Source organism: Vibrio sp. 10N.247.311.51 (assembly GCF_041467855.1).
Classification (GTDB): Bacteria; Pseudomonadota; Gammaproteobacteria; order Enterobacterales; family Vibrionaceae; genus Vibrio; species Vibrio coralliirubri.
This window is the reverse complement of sequence record NZ_JBFSVK010000012.1, coordinates 103,212-129,241: the sequence shown is the minus strand read 5'-3', so window position 1 is coordinate 129,241 and position 26,030 is coordinate 103,212. Positions and strand designations below refer to the sequence as shown.

At 44.7% G+C, this 26,030-nt stretch carries 23 protein-coding genes and 1 pseudogene; 15 read left to right on the top strand and 9 right to left on the bottom strand.

Going from position 1 to position 26,030, the window contains the following annotated elements:
• Nucleotide 1: 1 nt before the first annotated feature.
• Complete coding sequence (locus AB6E85_RS13145) at nt 2-412, top strand: phosphate ABC transporter substrate-binding protein (RefSeq protein ID WP_102556030.1); 411 nt, start codon at nt 2-4, stop codon at nt 410-412.
• Between the two features lie 102 nt (nt 413-514).
• Here AB6E85_RS13145 and AB6E85_RS13140 read toward each other — a convergent pair whose 3' ends face one another.
• On the bottom strand, nt 515-2,065 hold the full coding sequence (locus AB6E85_RS13140) for a DHA2 family efflux MFS transporter permease subunit (protein WP_372142988.1): 1,551 nt from the start codon (nt 2,063-2,065) through the stop codon (nt 515-517).
• Between the two features lie 3 nt (nt 2,066-2,068).
• Complete coding sequence (locus AB6E85_RS13135; RefSeq protein ID WP_009844998.1) at nt 2,069-3,133, bottom strand: HlyD family secretion protein; 1,065 nt, start codon at nt 3,131-3,133, stop codon at nt 2,069-2,071.
• 128 nt (nt 3,134-3,261) lie between these two features.
• Between AB6E85_RS13135 and AB6E85_RS13130 the strand changes: the two genes are divergently transcribed.
• Nucleotides 3,262-4,164: a LysR family transcriptional regulator gene (locus tag AB6E85_RS13130; protein ID WP_017092646.1), complete on the top strand. Its 903-nt coding sequence runs from the start codon at nt 3,262-3,264 to the stop codon at nt 4,162-4,164.
• Between the two features lie 72 nt (nt 4,165-4,236).
• Here the strand turns inward: AB6E85_RS13130 and AB6E85_RS13125 are convergent, their stop codons facing one another.
• The 4 genes from AB6E85_RS13125 to AB6E85_RS13110 form a co-directional block, all read right to left on the bottom strand.
• Complete coding sequence (locus AB6E85_RS13125) at nt 4,237-6,666, bottom strand: glycoside hydrolase (RefSeq protein WP_372142987.1); 2,430 nt, start codon at nt 6,664-6,666, stop codon at nt 4,237-4,239.
• Nucleotides 6,667-6,769: 103 nt separating this feature from the next.
• Entirely contained in the window at nt 6,770-7,582 is an 813-nt protein-coding gene (locus tag AB6E85_RS13120) for a DUF2861 family protein (protein WP_050650479.1), read from the bottom strand.
• Nucleotides 7,582-8,229, bottom strand: a complete 648-nt coding sequence (locus AB6E85_RS13115; RefSeq protein WP_372142986.1) for a response regulator transcription factor — start codon at nt 8,227-8,229, stop codon at nt 7,582-7,584. The genes AB6E85_RS13120 and AB6E85_RS13115 overlap by 1 nt, the downstream gene beginning before the upstream one ends.
• On the bottom strand, nt 8,207-9,616 hold the full coding sequence (locus AB6E85_RS13110; protein ID WP_372142985.1) for a DUF3404 domain-containing protein: 1,410 nt from the start codon (nt 9,614-9,616) through the stop codon (nt 8,207-8,209). Before AB6E85_RS13110 ends, AB6E85_RS13115 begins: the two co-directional genes overlap by 23 nt.
• 243 nt (nt 9,617-9,859) lie before the next feature.
• Here AB6E85_RS13110 and AB6E85_RS13105 point away from each other — a divergent pair, with 243 nt between their 5' ends.
• Together AB6E85_RS13105 and AB6E85_RS13100 are read left to right on the top strand one after the other, a co-directional pair.
• A complete protein-coding gene (locus AB6E85_RS13105) occupies nt 9,860-10,393 on the top strand; it encodes a YbhB/YbcL family Raf kinase inhibitor-like protein (RefSeq protein ID WP_372142984.1) in 534 nt (177 codons plus the stop codon).
• 23 nt (nt 10,394-10,416) lie between these two features.
• Nucleotides 10,417-11,214, top strand: coding sequence for a helix-turn-helix transcriptional regulator (locus AB6E85_RS13100; RefSeq protein WP_372142983.1), 798 nt, complete (start codon nt 10,417-10,419; stop codon nt 11,212-11,214).
• Nucleotides 11,215-11,244: 30 nt separating this feature from the next.
• Here the strand turns inward: AB6E85_RS13100 and AB6E85_RS13095 are convergent, their stop codons facing one another.
• The gene (locus AB6E85_RS13095) at nt 11,245-12,438 is read right to left on the bottom strand and encodes a CynX/NimT family MFS transporter (protein WP_372142982.1); all 1,194 of its coding nucleotides are present in this window, start codon (nt 12,436-12,438) and stop codon (nt 11,245-11,247) included.
• A gap of 151 nt (nt 12,439-12,589) precedes the next feature.
• Entirely contained in the window at nt 12,590-13,531 is a 942-nt protein-coding gene (dsdC, locus tag AB6E85_RS13090; protein ID WP_372142981.1) for a DNA-binding transcriptional regulator DsdC, read from the bottom strand.
• Between the two features lie 255 nt (nt 13,532-13,786).
• Here dsdC and AB6E85_RS13085 point away from each other — a divergent pair, with 255 nt between their 5' ends.
• The 11 genes and pseudogenes from AB6E85_RS13085 (at nt 13,787) to cobA (ending at nt 25,276) form a co-directional block, all read left to right on the top strand.
• A complete protein-coding gene (locus tag AB6E85_RS13085) occupies nt 13,787-15,118 on the top strand; it encodes a D-serine ammonia-lyase (RefSeq protein WP_048615311.1) in 1,332 nt (443 codons plus the stop codon).
• A 161-nt stretch (nt 15,119-15,279) separates the two neighbouring features.
• Complete coding sequence (locus AB6E85_RS13080; RefSeq protein ID WP_372142980.1) at nt 15,280-16,080, top strand: hypothetical protein; 801 nt, start codon at nt 15,280-15,282, stop codon at nt 16,078-16,080.
• 251 nt (nt 16,081-16,331) lie between these two features.
• Entirely contained in the window at nt 16,332-17,378 is a 1,047-nt protein-coding gene (gene trpS, locus AB6E85_RS13075) for a tryptophan--tRNA ligase (protein WP_372142979.1), read from the top strand.
• 47 nt (nt 17,379-17,425) lie between these two features.
• Nucleotides 17,426-17,614 (top strand): annotated as a pseudogene (locus AB6E85_RS13070) (hypothetical protein); the annotation flags it as partial.
• Between the two features lie 124 nt (nt 17,615-17,738).
• Nucleotides 17,739-18,122 (top strand): VOC family protein, encoded by a 384-nt coding sequence (locus AB6E85_RS13065; RefSeq protein ID WP_372142995.1) that lies wholly within the window; start codon nt 17,739-17,741, stop codon nt 18,120-18,122.
• A 130-nt stretch (nt 18,123-18,252) separates the two neighbouring features.
• Entirely contained in the window at nt 18,253-18,732 is a 480-nt protein-coding gene (locus AB6E85_RS13060; protein ID WP_372142978.1) for a hypothetical protein, read from the top strand.
• Between the two features lie 358 nt (nt 18,733-19,090).
• Nucleotides 19,091-19,951 (top strand): delta-class carbonic anhydrase, encoded by an 861-nt coding sequence (locus AB6E85_RS13055; protein ID WP_372142977.1) that lies wholly within the window; start codon nt 19,091-19,093, stop codon nt 19,949-19,951.
• Between the two features lie 420 nt (nt 19,952-20,371).
• On the top strand, nt 20,372-22,945 hold the full coding sequence (gene nirB / locus AB6E85_RS13050) for a nitrite reductase large subunit NirB (RefSeq protein ID WP_372142976.1): 2,574 nt from the start codon (nt 20,372-20,374) through the stop codon (nt 22,943-22,945).
• 14 nt (nt 22,946-22,959) lie between these two features.
• A complete protein-coding gene (gene nirD / locus AB6E85_RS13045; protein ID WP_017058221.1) occupies nt 22,960-23,283 on the top strand; it encodes a nitrite reductase small subunit NirD in 324 nt (107 codons plus the stop codon).
• A gap of 123 nt (nt 23,284-23,406) precedes the next feature.
• Nucleotides 23,407-24,222 (top strand): formate/nitrite transporter family protein, encoded by an 816-nt coding sequence (locus AB6E85_RS13040; protein ID WP_017062558.1) that lies wholly within the window; start codon nt 23,407-23,409, stop codon nt 24,220-24,222.
• Nucleotides 24,223-24,499: 277 nt separating this feature from the next.
• Entirely contained in the window at nt 24,500-25,276 is a 777-nt protein-coding gene (gene cobA / locus AB6E85_RS13035) for a uroporphyrinogen-III C-methyltransferase (protein ID WP_017071487.1), read from the top strand.
• 51 nt (nt 25,277-25,327) lie between these two features.
• Here cobA and AB6E85_RS13030 read toward each other — a convergent pair whose 3' ends face one another.
• Nucleotides 25,328-25,879, bottom strand: a complete 552-nt coding sequence (locus AB6E85_RS13030) for a DUF4174 domain-containing protein (RefSeq protein WP_372142975.1) — start codon at nt 25,877-25,879, stop codon at nt 25,328-25,330.
• Nucleotides 25,880-26,030: the final 151 nt, after the last annotated feature.

Genomic DNA, 26,030 nt, shown 5'->3' with positions numbered 1-26,030 from the left:
TATGAAAAAGTTACTAACGCTTATGGCAGCAACGTTTATTTCATTTAATGCAGCTGCGGGTATGGTTGTTATCGGCAATAGCGCAGGTGTTGACGCGTTAACCAATGCTGATGTGAAAAAATTATTCATGGGTAAATCAAACCAACTGGGTAATGGCAGTAAGGCTCAAATTGTTGAGCTTGTTGATGGTGCTGCAGGTCGTATTGCTTTTCATGAAGTAGCAACGGGTCGTTCAGAGTCTCAACTCCAATCCGCTTGGGCTCGCTTGGTGTTCACTGGTAAAGCTGAAGCACCGATCCAAGTTGCTGATTACAGCGCTGTAATCAATCAGGTTGCTTCAAATGCAAATGCGATTGGGTATGTTGATGAAGCTGCGCTTACTGGCGATGTGAAAGTACTGCTTAAGTACTAATTTCTGGCGATACAACATAGCTCTATAAAGAGTTATAAAGCCCGATAACGAGTGCGTTATCGGGCTTTCATGTTTCTGCGCTAGGTACGGGCCAGTTTACTTCTAATCACGCATGCTCAAAATCAATACTGCAGCTAGAGCTAAGAACGCCGTCATCATTAAGAACACATCGTTGTAAGCCATGATGGCAGCGTCACGTTGCATTGTGCCAAGTAAGCTTGCTTGCGCTTGTTGCATCGCAGTTGCGGCATCACTTCCTGACTGAATGAAAAACGCTTGCTGTTGCTGAAGTGTCTGCCAACCAAGTTGACTCACTGAAGGTAGCGACTCCTTGATGTGAGCTAAGTGCTCACGCGTTTTGTTGTCGAGTAACGTAGCGATAATCGCGATGCTGAAAGCGCCCCCTAAGTTTCGCATCACGTTGGTTAACGTTGATGCGTCTGGCGTGTCCATTTTGCTGATGTTCTTCATGGCAACCAAAGACAGCGGAACCATAATAAACGGGCTACCGATAGCGCGCAGAACCATAGACAAAATCAGTTGCTGGCCACCAAAATCGATTGTCATGTGCGTATTCACGTAACAACTGAAGCCAAACATCGCGAAACCAAAGGTCACTAAGTACTTAGGCTTAATGATTTGCGTCAGCTTAGGAACGATTGGGAATATCAACAACTGTGGGAAACCCATCCACATTAGCACTTCACCAATTTCCATCGCGTTATATTGCTGAATTTGAGTGAGATACATCGGCAGAACATAGATAGAACCAAGCAATGCCATCCCTAGAATCAAATAGGCGATACAGGACATCGCAAACTGCCCATCCCGCAATAGCCGCAGGTTAACCAATGGCTTCTTGTGTTGAAGTTCGTTTATCACGAAGTAAACCAAACTCACAGCAGAGACGATACTCAAGCCAACAATAAAGCTCGAACTGAACCACTCTTCACGGTTACCTTCTTCTAGTACCACTTCTAAACAACCTAGCCCTAACGCCATGGTGGCGATACCAAACCAATCGGCTTTTTTCAACGTGCCAAGGTCGAGCTTTTCATCGTCCAAGCCATATCGGATCATGGTGATCACAAGCAAAGCAGGCGGAATATTGATGTAGAAAATATAGTGCCACGAGAAGTTCTCCGTCAGCCAACCACCAAAGGTAGGGCCTATCGATGGAGCAAAGGTCGCGGTTACACCAAACAGTGCCATACCCACAGCGCGCTTGTTGACCGGCAATAACTGAATCACCAGCGAGAAAGCAAGCGGGATTAAAGCACCACCACTGAAGCCTTGCATCGCGCGGAATACGATCATCGAGGTCATGTTCCAAGAGAACGAACATAACAAAGATGAAATGGTGAAGATGGCCGTCGTCCACGTGATATAACGGCGTTTACCGAGCGCTTTAGAAAGCCAACCACTGAGTGGGATAGCGATCATCTCTGCGACTAGGTAAGACGTAGAGATCCACGAGCTTTCATCCAAGGTGGCAGACAGCGCACCTTGAATGTCTTTGAGAGACGAGTTGGTGATCTGAATATCCAAGATCGCCATAAACGCGCCGATTAAGCCGCCAAAAAGGGCGATCCAATGGCGTCTCGAAACCTCGTCATCATCATTTGTTTGGGTGACAACACCAGTGTTACTCATGGTCTAGCCTCGTTTATCGATGGTCGCTACCACAGACAAACCAGGGAGCAGTCGACCTTTCAACTCTTGCTGATCTGGAATCGTAATTTTCACCGGTACACGCTGAACGATTTTAGTGAAGTTACCGGTCGCGTTTTCTGGTGGTAGGAGCGCAAACTTAGCGCCAGTCGCAGGGGAGAAGCTGTCTACCACGCCTTCAAGTGGTTGACCCGGAAAGGCATCCAGTTCGACTTCTACGGTTTGGCCTTTATGAATACCGCTTAATTGAGTTTCTTTGAAGTTAGCTTCAATCCACACTTGGTTGTTTGGTACCAAACTCATAAGTGGCGCGCCTGCTTGAATCAGCAAGCCTTCACGGACGCTACGTTTACCAATCACGCCATCCGCTGGCGCGTAAACCTTGGTGTAATCAAGGTTAAGTTGTGCTTGATCTCTTTGTGCTTGAGCTTCAGTCACGGATGCGTTTGCTTGTTCGATTTCACTCGCAATCACGATTAGTTGATCATTACTTGCGACAAGGTTTGCTTTTGCTTCTTCAAGTTCTGCTTGGGTGACTTTTTGTTGTGCGACCATGCTGTCGACTTCATCTTGCGAAGCATAGTTACGCTTTAATAAGCTACGAGAACGCACGACTTGTTGGATTGCACGCTCGTATTCAGCTTGTGCGGAATCAACACGGCTCTCAGCTTGATTTATTTGGCTACGTTGTAACGTTTGTTGAGCGATAAGGTTGTGTACGCTTGATTGAACGACGCTTAAATGCGCATTCGCCTGAGCAAGTGCAGATTGGTAATCACGATCATCAATTTGAACCAACAAGTCACCTTGTTTAACCGATTGGTTATCACTCACGTAAGACTTAACAATATAACCCGACACCTTCGGGCTTATATTAGTGATGTCGCCTTGTAGGTAGGCATTGTCGGTAGATTCAAAGTATTGGCCATAGCCGTACCAATATCCGGCACCAGCGAGACCTAATGACAGCATGATCGCAGTAGCAATAAGCGGGGCTTTTTTACGTTTTTTTGTGCTTACTGATTGCGAAGCGTTGTTGTTCTCTGTCATTTTTTATTTCTCATTTTGTTTTTATTTAGATGTAACGAATTGTAAATGAATTCGATTGATTGATAAGATAGGAAAAAAGGGAAACACTGTTGCATGAATCTTACTAATGGGGCTTTGGGAGAAGTACGATGGACTTAAATGCTGTGACTGTTTTTACACAAGTTGTTGATTGTGGGAGTTTCACGCACGCAGCTGAAGCATTGAACATGACCAAGTCGACCGTCAGCCGAAAGCTTGACGAGCTGGAGCAGCACCTAGGTGTGAGGTTGATCACTCGTTCGACACGAAGTTTAGTTTTAACGCCAGAGGGTGAGCGCTTTTATCAGTCGAGCATGCAGATGCAAGAGATCATGAACCAAGCTGAGTTAGAGGTTTCTGCCAATCAGGATTTGATCCGAGGGCAGTTGAATGTTGTGTTGCCTGTCGAATTGGGACATCAAGTATTAGCCACATACATCCACAGTTTCCTAAAAGAGCACCCAAACGTGACTTTGAACTTAGAACTGTCGAATCGAGAAGTCGACATCATTGCGGAGGGGATCGATCTTTACGCACAAATTGGTGAGCTAGTGGACTCGAGCTTGGTTTCTCGTTACCTCACAACATCGAAGCGTGTATTGGTAGCCAGCCCTGAGTATTTAGAACAGTTCGGTGAAATCTCTTCACCCGATGATCTTAAACCGCCATTTAGGATGATTGAGGTCGTGAACAAGGCGGCACGTCTACCTAAGTGGCATTTGCAATTAGAAGGCGGTGAGTCGATTTTGATCGATCTACCGTGTCAGTTGCGGGTGAATACCATCACGGCATGCCTAACAGCGTGTGTGGATGGGCTCGGCTTGGCGGTGCTTCCTGAATTCATTTGTCGGGAACACTTCAAGACAGGTAAGCTGATTCGTTTGTTACCTGAGTATGAGATGCCAGAAGTTTCAGTAAGCCTAGTGTATGCAGACAGGCAGTTGATGCCGAAACGTAAAAAGGTCTTTATCGACTATCTACTGACTGCCTTTCAAAATAGGAAGCAAAAGTAACGGGGAAAACCTTAGCGGGTAAATAAGTGCTTAGGCTTCCTATTAATCGCTTTTGCCTAAACCGTATCGAAGCTAATGATAAGTTGACTGCCAATCGACGATTTGTCCATTCGCCAATATAGCTCTGACCGACAGGGCTGCAATATCAATGTTATCGTGATGAAAGGTCTTGTTGGAGAAGTTGGCAATGATCTTACTCCCGTTACTGAACTCGGTTTGTTGAACGTCTCCGCTTTTGTCTAACCAGTCGAAATCGACCAACTGTTTATCCCATAACTGTTCGTGCATCGGTTCAAAGCCATCTTGATAGTGTTTGAGTGCTTTGATTCGAGGGCTTGAACTTGATAAAGCTTCATCCCTGGTCAAGTGAACCATCGCTGGCGTGTTGTACAGCATGGCGGTTAAGTCTCGATTTGCTCGTACATTAGTCAACTTGAGGCTGTCTGAATGCCAATGGTGTGTATTGATTACTTCATCATGGAAAACGGCTTGGTAAAGTGGAATTCGATATTGTGGCGAAAACAGTAGCGCCTTATAGGGCTCTTTAACCTCGGCCGGTTTAAAGAAGAAGTCGGGCTTGTGGTCTGGGTACCAACGACCTAAGTAATAGGGAGATTGGCGGTTTTCTTTCATGTCTTTGTCTGTCCAACCAAAACCAACCGTTTCTAAGCCGTGTGCAAAGACGATGCCTTTTGTTGTTAGGCTGTTGCCGTCTTCAGAGCCTAATACTAACGATGGTTGCTCGCTAAGCCACTGCATTCGGTTGTTGAAGCCTGAAAGCATGTCCGACTCGTTTGTATTGCCATTGCCATTGCCATTGCCATTGCCATTACTGTTGCTATGACTGTCTATAGAGCCGCTGTAATCTTCACGTGCCATGGCGGTTGCATCAACATCTAAGAACAAGCTGTTGAAGTTGCCGAATCTCATAATGTCTTGAGCGCGCTGCTTTACGTATTCTAAATAGCAATTTGGGTTTAAGTAAAAGCCGTTTCCACGAAATCCTTTTTTCAAACTCCCATCCGCTAGTTCGATGGCACAACTTTGACGCATCGGCTCTGGTAATTGAGCGGTTAGCCAGTTGTCATTGAGTTTCGCAGGAATAGCTGTGTTGTAGGAATCGTAGGTGCCGACCAGATATCCGGACTGTTTTGCCATAGCCACGGCGTTAGGTTGATAGAATGCTGGCATCCAATTATCGAATCCGAGCCACAGTTTGTTTAAGCCTGCCTTATTTAGATTAGCGACCATGTCTGAAGACAATGCTTGCCCCCAAGTCTGTGATGAGTTTAGGTAAGGGGAAGCGTGCTCTAGCAACCAGTTCTTCTTATCCTGTGCTGCTTTGTATTGCGCTTTGATCGTGTTGTTTTCGAGTGTCGGATTACCAACAGGATATAACACCTGCAATGACTGGCTAATAGAGTCCAACAATAGTTGTTTGTGGTACTGACTGAACCAATCTTTCCCCTTGGAGAGTGACGACAGCTCTCTTTTCGCTTCCGAAGAAACACTGAGTTTAGAGCCCTCTAGATACCATGTTTTCAATCTCCACCAGTCACTCACATCTTGGATGCTTAATGGGTCTTTGCCAAATAGGTAAACGTGGCTTGCGCCGATTAGCTTACTCACATCTGGATTCCGTTTTTGTTTAGCAACCAGTGTTTCAGAAAGGTCATTTTCGATGCGCCAATCGCGGTAGTGTTTCGCTCCATCTAACCACGACTCTCCAAGGGTGATACGTACAATAAAAGGCTGTGATTGATTGAGCATCGTAAATTGGTGTGATGCCTTCATATCAATTTTGGTCTTTGAATTAGATGAGCTATCAGAGGATGCATTTGAAAAAAGCAGTTGATTGTTGGTTGCATTAACCATCTGATAACTAATGAAATGATTGTTTTGCTGCACCGTCCAAAAAGGCATCTTTAAGTCTTGAGTGGTGTTACTTCCAGAATGGTTGTCGACGAGATAACTACCCCAAAGCTTGTTATCTGTAGGTACACGCATGCCTTCGCTAAAAGGAAGAAATAGGGTCTGAGTTTGTTTTTCTGCAAGATCAAACCACGCCAACTCTACGGGCTGGCTACGTTTCACCTGTATATTTGAAGGTAAGTTGAACTGAAAAGTGAGCTTGTCTTGATTAAGCTCTGCCTCAACGTTTATCCCACTGGGTACTAAGGTCCAAGTGGCGATTTTTACTGAGTCAGCTTTATCGGAAAAGCCAATGACCAGATTGGTCGCTTTCTGTGGTTTGTTATCAACGGTGAGAGCAGCGCTGTTAACGCTCAAGCCGTTCCAATCTATCTCTAGAGTATTCGATGATAGAGAGACGGTATTGTTGGTAGCACTGTTAGCGTTGTCGCGAATACTGTTGCCGCTAACGCTGCTATTACTGGTGAGCGTTATTTGGCTCGCTTGTGCATTGGATGAAAACAGACAAGCTGTTGTTAGAGCCACAATGGCACAAGTAGAAAGATTGAGTGGGTGACGTACGCTGAGCATATTTAGATTCCGTAAAGGGTAAGTACGGTTATTACATCTAAGTAGCGCTAGTGCTTTGTCACCTATATGTCTCTATTCTCTGTTTGGCGTTAGAGATATTCCATTAGAAAGGCACGGCGACGCGTTGCACATATTGGACTTCAATTGCGCCTTGGTATTCAAACATTTCAACCGAAGCACTCAAGTGCTTGGCTTTGGTTCCTAGCGGACTTTCTGTGGGAACGGCTGCTTGCGCTGTTTTGATTGGCACTTTGTAACCTAACAGGTTGTAGCTTTCATCAAACCATTGCCAACTCACATTAGCGTCAGGGCAGTTGTCGATCACCTTTGGAGGCGAGAGGACGATATGTGGTTCGCTGAGTTTACTTTCGAGCGTCAGCCATCGATTACTGTCATTTAAAGCGACAATAATAGGGTAGTGATTTGAACCTATCTTAAGTTGATAAACACCAGATTCGGGTTTGATGAACATTTCATTGGTTTCAATCTCCTGATACTCATTGTTGGAAGCGAGTTGCCCATCGAGAAGGACTTTACCTTTAGGCGATACCAAAGAAAGAGTTTGGGTTTCTAAGCCTTTGTTGAGTTGCTCGGCAGAGACTTTGATTTGATAACCGTGCGATGACAGGCCATAGCGTCGAATGAAGCTGACTTGGATGTGGTGTTTTGGCTCAGCACTTTGTTTTAGTGAGGTTCCACATTGAGTCTGGCTTAATATCTCTTGTTTGACTGGCAGCCAAAACTCACTATCGAGTGTTTGTTGATCGAGTGCGATTTGCAGCTCTTGCCACGCAACTTGAGGCTGGTCATCAAGCAGAGATTGATAGGTGTGCTGCAATGGCGTGTCGGTAAACCATGCCGCATGACTTACGAGCGGCAAGGTGCAGAGCAGTGCGGCTAACGAAGTAACTTTCATTATGATTCCCCGGCTAAGCGGTAACCAACGCCGCGATGTGTTTCGATATTTAATGTTGGCAGCTTCTGGCGTAAGCGCAGTATGTGATTATCAATAGTTCGGGTACTTGGAAAGGCCTGATACCCCCAAATTTTATTGAGTAATTCATCTCGGTGAAACACACGACCTTGGTTCTGAACAAACAGTACCAATAGCTGAAACTCCTTAGGTTTCAACGTGATTGGGCTTTCATCCAGATAAGCGATCCGTTCCGACAAGTTGATTTGGATATTTGCGTAATTTAAGTGGCTCACACCTAACGGACGAAGCTGGGTAATGACTCGAGCGAGCAATTCGTCGTTCGAAAATGGCTTAGTCACGTAATCTTTGGCTCCCGCCATTAATCCTTCAACACGTTGTTGAACTTCTACTTTAGCGGTTAACACAATCACAGGCAGCGCTTTGAGGAGCAACCAGTTTGGAAGGTGTTGCAAGCTGTCACCATCTTCAAGCTGTCGATCCAATATCACAAGGTCGGCTCGAAACCATTGCTTACTGGCACTCTCTGAATCCTTCGCCCAAAGACATTGGTAACCATTGGATTCAAAGAAGCTGACGAGGCCTTGTCCAAGCAGTTGGTCGTCTTCAATCAGCAGTAGGGTGTTCATAAGCAATTTCCAAAATACATCGGGTTGGGTTACGAAGAATAATGAGGCGGCCATTCACTTGCTTCATCAAGTGCTCGACAATAGTCAGGCCAATGCCCATGTTATCCAGTTTGTGCGCTTCACTTGGCGTGACACGGGACATGAGTCGTTGTATCGACGAAGGGAAGTGCCCCTCGTCTTGTACCTCAATCGTCAGCTTGTCTCCGAGTTCGACCTTTACCAAAACCTCGCCTTTACCGTGTTGTTTGGCATTCTTGATTAGATTATCCAAGCAGATGGTTAGCCAGTAATAGGGAAGGTTCAGTTCAAACTCACGCGCTTCACATTGATAAGAAATATTGTGCTTTTCACATACATGATCGAGCCACTCTTCTAATGAAGCGTTTTGCTTCAACAAAGGCTCTGACTGATCTGAACTTAGGTACACTTTGCTGTTTTCGGTGAGTTGAGAGAGCCTTTGATAGTCAGATATTAAACGCCAAACCGCACTTTGAGTTTCATCAGAAAAGTCATCGTAGCGATTTCTAAACATTTCGACGGTTAAGCCTAGGCTAGTAATGGGTGTGCGCAGTTCATGAGTTAGAAGCTGTAAAACGAACTGCCTCTCTTTTCGTTGTTTTGTTCTTAGGTATAAGACTCTAGCGAGGCCGGAAAGCAACGTTAGCAGCAATGTAAATATCAAGGTTTTCATGATCAGGTTGTCATTGCTAGGCTCACTTAAGCACACGTTGCTGTAACGAAAAGTACAGGTTTCACCTGCCAAAGATACCTCTTGCTGGTCTGCGATAGGTTGCCAAACATCTAAGGGAATGGCTTTCCAGCCTTGTTCGCCACTCAACCAAAGCACATCATCTTGTTGCCAAGCGCGGTATCCATTGAGCAGTGCTTCTCTGCCTTGAGCGTTTAGCGTTTCTAGCTTGGTATATAAAGGGTGCTGTGGGTTGGTAATGCTCAAAAACGGGCGTATTTGCTCGCTTACGTCTGGGTAAGCTGCCAAATAACGATCAGCAAAGCTGCCACCGGCAGGGTGTCGCTTTGAGTGTGCTGCAAACCAAATCGAATCCAATGCTTGTTGTTGACATAAGGCGAGCTCAAACTCGATGGCATCATGTAATGAAGGGTTACTGTTTTCAATTGCTTGGCAGTGATCCTGCATTGACGCTAACGCTGCGATGTCATCCCAACTGAATTGGTTGAAATCAGGATAGCGGCTACGTTCATGAAGCAAAACTTTCGGATACTGAGCTAACTCTTGTTGAGATACTAAGATTGGGGATGATTGCCAGCTCAGTTGATACAGAGTTTGCCACTTATCTTGCAAACTTTGGGCATTGGCTAGAGTTGGGAGCCAAAAGATCAAGCAAAGAGATAATGTAAACCTGCGCATCCAATCATTCTCGTTAAAAGTCGTGGGGCGAGTCTAAAGAGTTTCGGGCGCGATTTGTAACCTGAATGTCAACAAGTGTTCTTTTAACAACAAATTGTCGAGTGGGTCATGCTTTTAAATAATAAAGTAAAAATACAGTAAGTATCATTTGTTTGACGTAAATTAGATAATTGTGTACTTATTGTCATTGTTGGGTGTGTAGAGGGGACTATACTGGGCTCATACCTAATAAGAGGAACCATTATGAAACTCATCATCAAATCAGTATTGGCAATCAGTATTTTGGCCGCAGGCTCTGCTCAGGCGTTCGAATTAACCAGCAACGATATTCAAGAAGGTCACCCAATGGCGAAGACTTTTGAATACTCAAGTTGGGGTTGTGACGGCGATAACCTATCACCACAATTAATGTGGAAAGATGCACCAGCAGGCACCAAAAGCTTTGCTATCACAGCGTATGATCCAGATGCACCGACTGAAAGTGGCTTCTGGCATTGGGTTGCGTTTGATATCCCAGCAACTGTGAACGAGCTACCTCGTGGTGTCGATATCTCTAAGTTGGGTGGCAAAGAAGGTCGCATTGATTACGGAACAGTTGGCTACGGTGGCGTTTGTCCTCCAGAAAAAGATGGTATGCACCGTTACCAGTTCACGGTTTGGGCATTACCAACGGACAAACTTAACCTCGACGAAAACACGCCGTCGGCTGTGGTTGGATTCACGTTGAACAGCATGGCTTTAGACAAAGCGAAACTGACCGCGACTTATACACGTTGATAATAAGTAAACAAGGGGATTAGATGAATCATCAATATCAAGTGACGATCTTTCGTGCAGAGCAGTTACAAAAGCTGCGTAATGTGAGGATTCTATCCCCTAGTATCATTCAGATCATTACAGGCAGTAAGCGCCTGTTTTGGAAAGACTCAGCGGCCGCACTTTCGAATTCTGAGCTGCTTTTGTGTGAGGCATCTGCTTCACTAAGTTTTGAGAACATGCCCCACAAAGGGCGCTTCTTGTCGCGAGTGTTCAGCTTCCAATTCCAACCTTCTCAGGCGATGCTTGATTTAAGTGAGGAACGCTCGAATGATCTGGGACTGCCTACAGTAAAAGCGGATCGAAACTTACAAGACTCACTCAATGCTCTGTTCTCGTTTGATACACCGAGCATGAGCAAAGAGACTCAACAGTATTGGTTGCAGGGCTTGTACCAGCAATTGGCCGAAAAAGGGGTGTTGCATCGACTGTTTGCCAGTGCCAACGTCTCGTTTAGCCAAAAGCTTAGCCATTATCTTTCACATTCACCAGATGAGAAGCATCCATTAGAGTCGGTGGCGGAGCGTTTTGCGATGAGCCGAGCCACGCTGATCCGAAAGCTCAAACTGGAAGGTATGCAATATCGTGAGGTATTAGCTGAAGTTCGCTTGAGTCACGCGCTTTATCTGATGCAAAACGGACAGCAGAATGTGGCGATGTTGGCTCAGTCTTGCGGTTACCAATCGGAAGGGCGTTTTAGTCAGCGCTTTAAAGGCAAATTTGGTTTGTCGCCAAGTGAATACATCAAGACCGTCGTCAGCCATAGAGTCGCGAGCAAATAAAGTCGCGACGCCATAATCATTCTGTTTGGCTTAAACGCTCACTTTCTCATCTCGTGCTGCCAATGCCGCGAAAATCGTACACGCAAAGGCAACTGATGCGATCAGCAGAATAGGCACACTCCAAGAATCTGTCTGAGCATGAAGCTTACCCACCAGCGTAGGACCAGTGGCTGCCAATGCATAACCGATTCCCTGAGCCATACCCGACAATGATGCGGCTTGGCTGCTATTCGATGTACGCAAGCCAACAAAAGAGAGCGCGATAATAAACGTCGAGCAATTGGCTAATCCGAACAGTCCCACCCAAAAAATCGCAAACTCAGGCAAATACAGAAGACCAATCAATCCAACAAATACACTCGATGCACACAGAGTGATGAGCCATTGTTGATTGTCACTTTTGGCTAAGAACGGCAGTAACAGTAGCCCCGGAACCATCGTTGAAAATTGAAGGAAACCGTAGATGTAGCCCGCGTCGATTTCGCTGTAGCCAAGATCGTTCAATATTTGTGGCAACCACCCAGCCAAAGAGTAGAAGGTAAATGAGTTAAGCCCAAGCGCTAGCGTTACTTGCCACGCTACGCCGCTTTTAATCATCTTCTTCATTGGTAGAGGTTTGTCTTGTTGCTTGTTAGTGTCGGCAGAAGATGAGCGTTTTCTGATTTTAGGCAACCAGATTATCAAAGCTAATATTGGAAATACCAAGTTCATTAACAGCGCTAATTGCCAACCTGTCATGGTGAACAAGGTAAGTTCTGAAAATGGCACCATCAAACTTGAGCCTAACGTCGAGCCTATGCCCATCGTAAAGATGTACAAAGAAGTCACAGTAGCGATGCGTGTCGGGAAGCTAATTTTCACTACAACGGGTAACAACACATTACCAATCGCGATGCCGAGCCCAATCATCACCGTGCCGATATACAAGGTTGGGATTAACCCAGCAGAGCGCAGTGTAATTCCGGTCGTGATCAGAACTAAGCCTAATAACAGGCTAGGCTCTAGACCAATTCGTTGGGATATCTTGGTGACTAAGGGTGAGAACAAGGCAAAAGTTAACAGTGGCAAAGCCGTTAAGAAGCCAGCAGCCGACGACGTAAGGTTGAGGCCTTCCATAACCTGAGAAAGCACAGGAGCCAAGCTCGTAAAAGGCCCACGAAGGTTAAGTGCTAGGAATAGAATCCCTAACATCACGAAAATGCTATTACGAAGAGAGGCGCTCATAGGTTGTTCTACTGTTTGCTTATGAGAAGACAGGCTAGCCTACAGATCATTGAATGTATAAACAATTACCGCTGCTAAAAAGAGCTGGTTGAGCCAAGAATTCTCATATTCCACATAATCCGCACTATTCACACGATCCGAGTATACGCACCTACATCTGATCTCTTTGCTCTAAAGCCCATTCAATAAACATTTTAACTTTTGGTGATTGGTGTTCTGAAGGCGTCGCAAAATAGTACTGTTGTTTACACGTGACGGGTGGTTCGCTAAATGGCGCGATAAGCGTATTGTCTTCAAGATATTTTGATACAACGCTATATCGTCCAATCGCAATGCCGGCATTGTTTATGGCTGCCAGTATCGCGAGATCTGAACGGTCAAATTCCATATTTGAGCTGGACTGTACAGTACCGAGTTGGTTCGCTTGTGCCCACACTTCCCATTCATTGCGGTTTGAGTCGTAGTTCCATGCTTGGTTGTCGTGCAGTAACGTTGCTCGATTGAGGTTCTCTGGTTGTTGATTAAGCCCGTGTAATTCAGCGTATTGAGCGGTACAAACCGGAGTCATGCTCTCGTGCATGAATGCTTGGCAGAAAAGTTTATCGGGAAAAAGATCATCGAAGTAGATAGCAATATCGATACCGTGCCCTTGAAAGCTGATATTTTCATTACCAGTGAGTAGTTTCAATGTGATTGATGGGTAACGTTGTTTGAAGTTCGCTATCCGAGGCACTAGCCAACTCTGCGCAAATGTCGGTCGTGAATAGATCGTGAGTGTGCCCGATATTTCTTCGTTCTTAACATCTAAAATCTCTTGGTTTAGATCATTCAAGGTGCGGCTCAATGCGGCATAGATGCGTTTGCCTTCGCTTGTCAGTGTGATTCTGCGGTGCGCACGTTCAAACAGCTGTATATCCATCTCTCTTTCGAGTTTGTTGATACGATGAGAAACCGCACTTGGTGTCATCGATAGCTCTTGGGCTGCAAGTGAAAAAGAACCATGTCGAGCGGCCACTTCAAACGTGTGCAGTTTTGACAGCTGGTGGCTGTTTAAGCGTTGATTTTTAGAGTACAGGCTGTCTTCGCTATACATTTCGTTAAGGGCACCTTGATTCAAGCAAGAGGATTTCGATACACATCGTCAATGTCATATCATAGCTCTATCTATGACTCATAGTTAATCATAAGTTACTTTGGTTGCGTCAATTCCCGAAATTTTGATTTATAGATGAATTCAGTTCATGTAAGTGTGATTTTTCGTCGGTTGAACAAACACCAAAATACCGTTTAAATAGGTTTACTATTGATTGAACCAGCGCTGTATGCGCTTAGCCAGAAAAGGTCACCCATGACTGTATTGAATATCGACAAGCTCATCTCAGATTTCCCACTGCTTCAACGATTAGCTGCACTCGATGAAGTGACTTGGTTTAACCCAAACATCACGACTTTGGAGCAAGGTTTACCCTATGTGGAATTAGGCGAACAAGATATTCACGATGCGAGCATGAGGCTACAAAGGTTTGCTCCTTATCTAGCTAAAGCGTTTCCGGAAACTCAAATGACCAATGGCATCATCGAGTCAGAGCTTGTTGACATTCCATCTATGAAAGCAGTATTGGAAGCGCATTATCAGCATCCTATTAAAGGGCGTTTGATGATGAAGAAAGATAGCCATTTACCGATTTCAGGTTCAATCAAAGCGCGTGGCGGTATTTATGAAGTACTAACGCATGCCGAGAAGCTTACGATTGAAGCAGGGTTACTGTGTGAGAGCGATGACTACAGTAAGTTGCTCGAACCTGAGTTTCGTGACTTCTTCCAACAATACAGCATTGCGGTTGGCTCCACAGGCAATCTAGGCATGTCGATCGGTATCATGAGTGCCAAATTGGGCTTTACTGTCTCTGTTCATATGTCGGCAGATGCGAGAGCTTGGAAGAAAAGCAAACTTCGTGAGCATGGCGTCAACGTTGTTGAGTATGAACAAGATTATGGCGTTGCAGTAGAACAAGGTCGCAAAGAGGCAGAGCAAGATCCTCGATGCTTTTTCATTGATGATGAAAACTCGCAAACCCTGTTCCTTGGCTACTCGGTGGCAGGGCAAAGGCTCAAACAGCAATTTGAGCAACAACACATTTCAGTAGATAAAGAACACCCGTTATTTGTTTACTTGCCATGTGGAGTAGGTGGTGGCCCCGGTGGTGTGGCATTTGGCTTGAAGATGGCCTTTGGCGACCATGTCCATTGTATTTTTGCTGAACCGACCCATTCACCTTGCATGCTGTTGGGTGTTCATACCGGTTTGCATGATGAGATAGCGGTGCAAGATCTTGGTATCGATAACCTCACCGCCGCAGACGGTTTGGCGGTGGGTCGGGCTTCAGGTTTCGTGGGTCGCGCGATGGAGCGTTTACTTGATGGCTATTACACATTAACCGATGAACGCATGTACCAATTGTTAGGTGAACTGAATCAAGCAGAGAGCATTCAACTTGAGCCTTCAGCGCTAGCGGGCATGCCGGGTGCGATTCATGTTGAGCAAAATAGTGAGTACCTAGCTCGCCTACAGATTGATGAGTCGACGCTAGCGAATGCAACACACCTTGTGTGGGCGACAGGCGGAGGCATGGTGCCACCACAAGAAATGACAGCGTATTTAGCCAAGTCTTCGATGTAAATCGGATAGAAAGTCGGACTCTGGTGGATGATTTATGAGTTTAAATGAAGCAATAACTTGCGCAGATCGTTATCCAAAACACACATTTTATAAATTAAGCTTCTTAGATGTTCTAACTATCAGTTAGGTTGAGTGGCATTCAACTTGATAGGGATTGAGCAATGCAAACGGATAAAGTGATGCAGACAAGACACATAAACACACCAGAAAAATTACTCCAGCGTTTAGATGCGATTGGGGAGTCTTTAGAAGCATCGGGTAAGGCTCATGCTTTGCTGGGGTTGGGCTCAGTAGGTATTGAAACAGAACGACTTGATCAGTATTCAGATGTCGATTTTTTCGCGATAGTGCAAACAGGGCACAAGCAGTATTTCTTAGACAGCTTGCATTGGCTCTCAGACATTCACCCAATCGACTATGCCGTAAGGAACACCGTCGATGGCTATAAAGTCCTGTACGCTGACGGAATCTTTTGTGAGTTTGCGGTGTTTGAACCACACGAGTTAGCGCATATTCCATTTGCTGAAGGTCGTATTGTTTGGCAGCAACCTGAATTTGATACGCAGTGTTGTGTTCCACCAGCAAAAGGCGAAGCACACGCAAACGCCCAAGAGTGGATCATTGGTGAGGCTCTAACCAATCTTTATGTGGGTATGTCTCGTTATAACCGAGGCGAAAAGCTGTCGGGCAGTCGGTTCGTTCAATCTTACGCACTCGATCGTTTGATTGATCTTGTGGATCAAACTGAGCATTCTGAGCCTGAATTCGTTGATGAATTTATGTCGGATAGAAGGCTAGAAGCACGCTTCCCTAAGTTTGCCCAATTGCTACCAACCTTTACCCAAGGCTACGAGCGCACCGCTGAATCGGCACTTGCCCAACTAGCATTCCTCAACACCCACTTCACAGTCAACCAAGCTATGTGTGACCGAATCACTGAACTGTGTTCCAGTAAAGATTAAGCCTATAACCTGTTAATCTTAAAACCTATTTTCTTGGTGCGCGTAAATAACAGTTGTCGCTCGTCTGTATTGTTGATAGGTTTTAACCATGAAATTTAATTCTGCTTCAACTTCAATTTTCTTTTGGTGGTGCTCTTAACAGAGCAGCACGGAATACTCACATTCTTTAGCTGCTGGACGGTAGCTAAGAATGTCATCAAAAATGTCGCCTCTTTTTATCTCCAGTAGCCTTTCTAACTTGGAGATACACCATGAATACCAACTCAAACAGCCATATCGACAGCAACAGCTATACCAACAAGCCTGAAATCATTCTGACTGGCGATAGAGCAACTGGGCCTTTGCATTTGGGTCATTACGTCGGTTCACTTAAACAAAGAGTTTCTTTGCAGCATATTCACGACCAAACGATATTGGTTGCCGACATGCAAGGGCTTACCGACAATGCCCATAATCCTTCGAAGGTTTCGTCCAATATTCTGAATGTGGTCGCTGATTATCTTGCGGTGGGTATCGATCCGACCAAGACCACGATTTGTCTGCAATCACAGTTGCCGGTGTTAGCTGAGCTCACCATGTTTTACAGCAATCTTGTTTCTATCGCTCGCTTGGAACGTAATCCAACGGTCAAAAGCGAAATTCAGAACAAAGAGTTTGGACGTTCAATTCCAGCAGGCTTCCTCACTTATCCCATCTCACAGGCGGCAGACATCACCGCTTTCAACGCGACTTTAGTGCCTGTCGGTGATGATCAACTGCCGATGTTAGAACAAACCAATGAGATTGTAAGAAAGGTTAATTCGCTCGCTGGCAAACCAATCTTGAATGAATGCAGACCACTTCTCAGCAATGCATCTCGCCTCCCTAGTACCGATGGTAAAAGTAAGATGTCTAAATCGATGGGTAACGCCATTAATCTTGGTGCGACAGAGAAAGAGATCAGAGCTGCCGTTAAATCCATGTATACCGATCCAAATCATCTACGAATTGAAGACCCAGGCAAAGTAGAAGGCAATATCGTGTTCACTTATCTTGATGCTTTTCACACAGACGCTAACTATGTCAGTCAACTAAAGGAGCATTATCAAAGAGGTGGGCTAGGCGATGGACAAACTAAGAAAGTGTTGGAAGAGTGCTTACAAGAGATGCTTCGCCCTATTCGTGAAAGAAGATCAGAGTTACTGGATGATAAAGCGCAACTCATCGAAATTTTACGCAATGGCACCCAAGTCTCTAGGGAAAGAATGCAAAAGGTATTGTTCGATGTAAAAAACGTCTTTGGTCTAAATATTATCTAGCACTGGTTGTATCTGTGACGGGCCAAACGGCGGGAGAGTGAAAGGGCGATCTGGATGCGAATATTTCAGAAGGAAGCTTTATTATCAACGGGCCAGTATTGTCTGAATTTATTGGTAAATTAAAGCCGACTGAATCAACCAATCAATTTCAATTTGTAGATGGCGAGAATGTTTGGGTGTTCAAGGTAGGTGATGATAGTTTAGTTTCCTACACGCTCAGTAAGCGCGAAGGCTAAGTTAAGTCATTCCAACCTACATGTCTGTTATGAGTTATGTGGGTTGCCGAATGACATTGTTCACCTAACAAAGCCTAGTCACCGCCAATAAGCCCTTATCACTCTTAGTTACAGGAAGGTAATGATGGAAATCAGTCAGTTGGATCATTTGGTATTAACCGTGAGTGATTTACAAGTTACGGTCGACTTTTACCAACGGGTGCTTGGAATGAAGCCCATCGAATTTGGTGAGGGCAGGTTAGCGTTGTCATTTGGGACGCAGAAGATCAATTTACACCTAAGTGGCAGCGAGTTCGATCCAAAGGCAAGGCGTGTTCAGGTCGGAAGTGCAGACCTATGCTTTGTTACCAATACACCAATTGCTGAAGTTGTCGAACATATCCAAGCGCAAGGCGTCGTGATAGAAGAAGGGCCCGTACCACGAACAGGTGCAATAGGAAAAATTGTCTCTGTTTATATCCGAGATCCTGATGGCAACCTGATTGAAGTCTCGAATTATCAGTTCTAGGCCTGAAATCGTACGCTTTTGTTTACTCTTCAAGAACATGACATTTCACTTTTACGCTGCTTGGTGCTGGATGTAGTCAATCAAATGAATTACAATCGAACAATGTTTTATTAATTCGTGCTTTATCACTATGATGAGAAACTTACTCATATTCATCGTTAGCCTGTTTTTCTTAACAGCTTGTTCTTCCACGAGTAATAATCAGCTAGACGACAATACATTGAGCAACGAAGACGCAATGTCGAAAAGCTTGGAAGAAGAGCGCAATGTCGATGTTGCAATTGATACAAGTGCTGAGACCAACCTTGAATCTTCCCATGAGTCGTTCGTTAATCATCAACCAATAACTGATCATGAATCAAACTCAAACCTTGATTCAAATAAAGACACGATAACTCACGCCAATGCAGAGCCAGAACCTGTGGAACCCTCCCAAATAGCAGCGACAGAAACAACGGAAAGCGATGCTAAGAGTGGCGGTGAAAAAGGCATCGGAAGCTATTTTATTCGTCATAACAAACCGACTAAGACCGTGATTAAATCACTAGAGGGCGTGACAGATACATTGAACGTCATGACGTTTGGGATATTTGCCACCGGAAATGGTTAAACCGTTAACCAAGAACGCCAACCTAATAGATAGAATGAGACGTAAAGGCGAGCCAAGTGGTTCGCCTTTTTTGATCTTCTAAATCTGGCCACCGTTCTAACTAAGAATCGTGTTTACTCATCTGAGCGTTTGAGTCAGGCGACGGTTAACGAAAATAGGAAATTATTAGTTCTGGAAGGGACTCGCCGAATTTACCCTGTTTGACTTGTTATATGCATCAAGGGTTCTAATACTCATCCCAAAGTAAGCAATGAAATCTAATCTTACAAAGACAAATCTTATATTCACTTACGAGCATAGTAAGATGTTTGCTGTTAAGTGCGGTTAGGTTTAGTTATCAATATTCTAGGGAAGAAAAATGAAGAATAAGAGTGTGTTTTTAAGTGTCGCGATGGTGATGTTGTCAGCTCATGCAAATGCATCAGACACGAGCCATGAGTCTGTATCAGATGGTGTTATCGCAGAGCAAAGAGCGAAGCTTTCTGAAAACACCCACGGGCAAGGTTTTGGCCCGCAAGCCCCACGAGATTTGGGTTCATTGAAAGGAACAAATACCAGGCTGTTTTCGGATGCCCCTGATTCAACAGCAATGAACCTATGTAATATTCACTTCCATAAGAACGCTGAGCACAAAGGCGGCGAGTTTACTCAATACGCTGGCAATGGTGATGGTAAGGGATTCCAGAGTGGCTTTAAATACACAGGCAAGTTGAGTTCTGCTGAGCTGAAACCATTTGAGGGCAAGGTTTGTCCGAGCGATCATGGTTCTTTGCATTCGGGTGACACCATTGAAGTTCACTATGTTTATTCAACCGCGCAAGTTGAACCGGGTGAAACATTGGGCGCTTGTTTTAACGACGCGATTACCAACCCGCAACTGCGTGTAGAAACCCAAGTTTACGTATTAGTGAATGACGACAAAGCACTCGACTTTGAAGCGCTCGCTAAACATTCAAAAGTGAACGGCTTACACCAAGCGCCAAACATCCCACAAGATACGGGCTCAGCGATTCAATACGCAGGCTCTACAACGGGTCCTGGTTATAATGAGCAAGGTTCACCTTTCCAAGTAACATGGAGCGTTCGTCCACAAGTAGCGAAAGTAAACATCGCGACAGTGGGGAGCTGGTGTGAAGGCAATGACTTCAACGAAGATCACGCCCACGGTGTGAGAAACTTGGTGGTTAACCCTGAGCTGTTATCACCTCTTGCTCACTAGATATATTGTTCGCTAGACACCTAACAGAGTTTAACTATAGATTTTTGTCGGTTGTTGAACTGCGTTTTCTAGAACTTCATAATTACTCATACTTTTTCATTAATGAGGAGTATGAGTAATTTTGTTTATCGTAAACTCACACGCAAATGAAAATGATTGTTATTTAACTGCGTTACTGCTAACCTAATGTGAAAATTTACAACATCTTATCTACTGCACGAAAGTGTATATAAAACCCCGCTAAACCTTATTAAACCTACGGTTATTCGTTTGCTTCGTATGATAAATCAGCAGATCTACCTCTTTTGTCCTACCCCTTTAGGGTAGTTCGATTTCGTAATTGATTTACATCATATTTTCATTTTCTTTCATAATTCATTATTCGCTCAGTTAAGAAATATATAACCTTCAGGAATTCTTATGAGCAAGATGAAGCTAGTCGTAATCGGTAACGGGATGGTCGGCCATCGCTATATCGAAGATTTAGTCGAGAAGACAGATGTTGCAAACATGGACATCACGGTGTTCTGTGAAGAACCACGTGTAGCTTATGATCGTGTACACCTTTCTTCTTACTTTTCACACCACACTGCAGACGAACTTTCTTTAGTTAAAGAAGGCTTCTACGAGAAACATGGCATCAATATGCTGATCGGCGAACGTGCTATTAACGTTAACCGTGAAAAGAAAACGGTTTACTCAAGCACTGGTCGTGAAATTCAATACGACAAACTTATCCTTGCTACCGGTTCTTTCCCATTCGTACCGCCAATTAAAGGCAACGAAGGTAAAGACTGTTTCGTTTACCGCACAATCGAAGATCTGAAAGCTATCGAAGCAACGGCTAAGAACTCAAAGTCTGGTGTGGTAGTTGGTGGCGGTCTACTTGGTCTTGAAGCGGCAGGCGCACTAAAAGCACTTGGCGTGACAACACACGTTGTTGAGTTTGCTCCTAAGCTAATGGCTGAGCAACTTGACCAAGCGGGTGGTAACCAACTTCGTCAAAAAATCGAACGTATGGGCGTAAACGTACATACAAGTAAGAACACGCTTGAGATTGCTCCTGAAGGCACTGAAGCTCGTAACGTAATGCGTTTTGCAGACGGTACAGAGCTAGAAACTGATTTCATCGTATTCTCTGCTGGTATTCGCCCACAAGACAAACTTGCTCGTCAAATGGGTCTAGGTATTGCACCTCGTGGCGGTATCGAGATTAACGATCACTGTCAAACGACTGATAAAGATATTTACGCTATCGGTGAATGTGCGTCTTGGAACCAAACGTTCTACGGCCTTGTTGCTCCTGGCTACAAAATGGCGACTGTTGCTGTTGACCATGTTGTTGGTAACGAAAGCACATTTGAAGGTGCGGACATGTCTGCGAAGCTTAAGCTTCTAGGCGTGAAAGTAGGTTCTATCGGTGATGCAAACGGCCGCACTCCTGGCTGTAAGAGCTACGTTTACCAAAACGAAGAGCAAGAAGTTTATAAGCGTATCATCGTTTCTGAAGACAATAAGAAGCTTATTGGCGCAGTGATGGTAGGTGATACGTCTGATTATGGTGATCTTCTTCAGTTAATGCTGAACGAAATCGACCTACCAGAACACCCAGATGCATTGATTCTTCCTGCTCACGCTGGTGCTGAAAAGCCAACACTTGGCGCTGATTCTCTTCCTGAGTCTGCTGTTATCTGTTCTTGTTTCGATGTAACGAAAGGCAAGATTGCTCAAGCGGTTGCTGAAGGTCACCACACCATTGGTGATATCAAAGCAGTAACAGGCGCAGGTACGGGTTGTGGTGGTTGTATTCCACTTGTGACTTCAGTATTAAACGCTGAACTTGCTAAAGCTGGTGTAGAAGTGAAGAACGACGTGTGTGAGCACTTTGCTTACTCTCGCCAAGAGCTTTTCCACCTGATTCGTATTGAAGAAATCAAAACGTTCGATGAGCTACTAGAGAAATACGGTAAAGGCTACGGCTGTGAAGTATGTAAGCCTCTAGCGGGTTCTATCCTTGCTTCTTGCTGGGGTGAGCACATCCTTAAGCCTGAGCTAGTGAAGCTGCACGATACCAACGATAACTTCCTAGGTAACATGCAAAAAGACGGTACTTACTCTGTTATCCCTCGTATGGCGGGTGGTGAAGTAACACCACAAGCGCTAAGCGTTCTTGCGGATGTTGCTGCTGAATACAACCTGTACACCAAGATCACGGGCGCACAACGTATTGGTCTGTTCGGTGCTCAAAAAGATGACTTACCAGCAATCTGGAAGAAGTTAATCGCTGCAGGCTACGAAACTGGTCAAGCTTACGCAAAAGCACTTCGTATGGCGAAAACATGTGTAGGTTCTACTTGGTGTCGTTACGGCGTTCAAGATTCAGTTGGCCTAGGCGTGATGATCGAGAACCGTTACAAAGGCATCCGTACTCCTCATAAGATGAAGTTTGGTGTGTCTGGTTGTACTCGTGAGTGTGCTGAAGCTCAAGGTAAAGACTTAGGTATTATCGCGACTGACGCAGGTTGGAACATGTATGTATGTGGTAACGGTGGTATGAAACCTCGTCACGCAGACTTACTGGCAAGCGACCTAGACCAAGAAACGCTAATCAAGTACATCGACCGTTTCATGATGTTCTACATCCGTACGGCTGCGCCACTACAACGTACTTCGGTATGGATGGACAACCTAGAAGGTGGTGTTGATTACCTACGTGAAGTGATTGTAGACAACAAGCTTGGTATCAATGACCAACTTGAAACTGACATTTCTGGCCTAGTTGATAACTTCGCTTGTGAATGGACAGATACAATCAACGACGAGGCTCAACTTAAGCGCTTCGCACACTTCATCAATGCTGATGACCGTGATGATAACGTTGTGTTTGTTGAAGATGGCCGTGAACAACACCGTCCAGCAACATTCACTGAGAAACACCCTGAAGCCATTACTTCAAGGCATCAGGGCGACATCATTCACGTAGAATCTGTTTAAGGGGAGACGACATCATGGCATTTACCAAAGTTTGTAAGATCGAAGACATTATCCCAGGTACAGGTGTTTGTGCATTGGTTGGTGGTGAGCAAGTAGCTATCTTCCGCCCAACGAAGGCTGAAGAAGTATTCGCGATTAGCAACACAGACCCATACTTCCAATCTAACGTGTTATCACGTGGTTTGATTGTTGAGCACAAAGAAGAGCTTTGGGTGGCAAGCCCACTTAAGAAGCAACGCTTTAACCTAGCAACAGGTGTGTGCATGGAAGACGAGAACTTTAACGTGAAAGCGTATAAAGCTCGTGTTGCCAAAGGCGCTGTAGAAATCTCTGCTTAATCTTCGGATGAATAAGATTTGATAGTTCAAGGGTTCTAGTTCTCGATATTGCCTTAACTCGGCAACTAGAGCCTTTTCCTATCCAATTTTAACTTTTAATTTAAACTTTTTAAGGACAACCTTATGTCTCCTGATTACAAACCAGCTGAATTCGTTCAAACGATGATTGATGTGGGTGAAGCGAAAACGAAAACAAGTACTCGCGATCTTCTGATTCGAAGCACTATGGCTGGTATCATTCTTTCTCTAGCGGTTGTTGTTGCTATTACAGCAATGGTTCAAACCGGTATTGGCCTTGTTGGCGCGCTTGTGTTCCCAGTTGGCTTCGTGATTCTAAGTGTAATGGGTTATGACCTAGTAACTGGCGTTTTCGGCCTTGCACCTTTAGCGAAATTCGACAACCGCCCAGGTATCACTTGGGGTCGTATCCTACGTTGTTGGGGTATTGTTGGTCTTGGTAACCTTATCGGTTCTTTGATTGTTGCTTTCCTAGTTGCTGTTTCTTTAACAGGTAACTTCTCTCTAGAACCAAACGCTGTTGCTCAAAAGTTCATTGCTGTTTCTACGGGTCGTAGCCTAGGTTTTGAAAACATGGGTATGGACGGATGGATCACGTGTTTCGTACGCGGCATCTTCTGTAACCTTATGGTATGTCTAGGTGTGATTGGTAACATGACTGCACGCACAGTGTCTGGCCGTGTAGCAATGATGTGGTTCCCAATCTTCATCTTTTTCGCACTCGTATTTGAGCACACAGTAGTAAACATGTTCCTATTCCCACTAGGTATGATTCTTGGCGCTGATTTTGGTATCGCGACATGGTTGAACTTCAACCTTATCCCAACAATCCTAGGTAACATCGTTGGTGGTCTACTAATGACGTGTGTTCCTCTATACCTAACTCACGCTAAAACTGCGCCTTCTCTAGGTGCTAAGTAATCCTAAATAGGGTGAAACGTAATTTAGTATGAGATTGAGAGCCCCAACAACATGTTTGGGGCTTTTTTAGTTCGAAAGCCCTTATATCATTGCGCAAATTACTCGCAATAGACTGTTTTGTTATAATTACTTCTATCTTCGTTAGTATTTAGACTGAATATTTATAACAACACCTGATAGTCTAAGGGTTAAGGATTTGGATAAGTCATCATGAATACAGTGACTTATCACATAGATTTAAGCTTGAGATAAAACAAGCAAACCTTCGGAGCGCAGAATGTCAGAAGTATCGTCATCGAATGTTAAAGAAGTAAACAAAGGATTTGTTTCATTGGTAGGTGCAGGTCCGGGCGACCCAGACTTACTTACGCTAAAAGCCGCACGAGTGATTCAACAAGCAGACGTGTTGGTTTATGACCGCTTGGTATCAAAAGATATTTTAGCGATGGCTAACCCAGAAGCAGAAATGCTGTATGTGGGTAAAAAGCTTGATCATCACTGTGTACCGCAAGATCAGATCAACCAACTGTTGGTCACTAAAGCGCAAGAGAACAAGCACGTAGTACGCCTAAAAGGTGGTGACTCGTTTATCTTTGGCCGTGGTGGTGAAGAGTGTGAAACGTTAGCTGAGAATGACGTGAGGTTTGAAGTGATTCCGGGCATCACAGCAGCTGCAGGCGCAACGGCTTATGCGGGCATTCCGTTGACGCACCGTGATCATGCACAAAGCGTGCAGTTTATTACAGGTCACTTGAAGAAAGATGGCGAAGATATTGACTGGCAATCTCTTGCTCAGCACAACCATACGATCGTGTTTTACATGGGCTTGAAAGAGAGTCCGAACATTCAGAAAAACTTACTGGATAACGGTATGCGAGCGGATATGCCGGTTGCGATCATCGAAAACGGTACGCGCCAAGAACAGAAGGTGTTTAGAGGTGGGTTACGTGATTTGGCTGATCTTGCTAGCGTCGCAAAGAGCCCAGCGCTGATTGTTGTAGGCAGCGTGGCTCAGCTCCATGAAAAACTTGCTTGGTTTAACAAGCAAGCTTAATCGTTTGACCTTCTAGTTAGTTCTCTAAGCCACTACTGAGCTCAGCAAGAATCAAATACTGCAGCGGCTGCCTTGTCGCTGCATTTCTTGTTGGCGCATCGGCATTTCGTCAATGATATTGGTGATCTGTTTCCAATCTGTTTTGCCACTCCACCGGTGCTTCTCTTTTCCGTCTTTACCAATCAAAACAGCAGTGTGAGATCCTTTCGGGATCTCGTAAATGCTAGTGACTGCCTCTAAGTTAAACTCTTCTTCTAGCCAAGTCGGAACTGTGTATCCACTCTCGGCAATCACCATAATGACGACATCTCGCTCATCTAATTGACAGTTATTGAGCAAAACTTCATTCAGAAACTCTTTAACGACTGTATCTTCCTTTGGAGCGAAATAAATAACACTGCGGTGCGGCAAAGGCTTTGAGTGAGAATAGGCGGGGTAGGCGAGTACAGAATTGATGGTTAAGCTCATGATTAATACCGTGCTGATGGTCAGTAGTTTAAACAAACTAAACCAGATACCAGAGTTTGATGGTTGATTTGAAGTTTGCACCGTTTTGGTTGTGTCGATGCTTACGTTCGAATAGTGTGTTTGTCGGTGCAGCATTGCCAACCTCCCTTTAAAAGCTCTAAGCCTGAGTACGATTTGAATGCTACGCAAAGAATAAGGTGAAGATCAGAACCACCTAAGAAACGTTCAAAACAAATCCACTTACAGTAAGCATAGTTAGGATTACGTTAAAGACACTTAGCTTTAC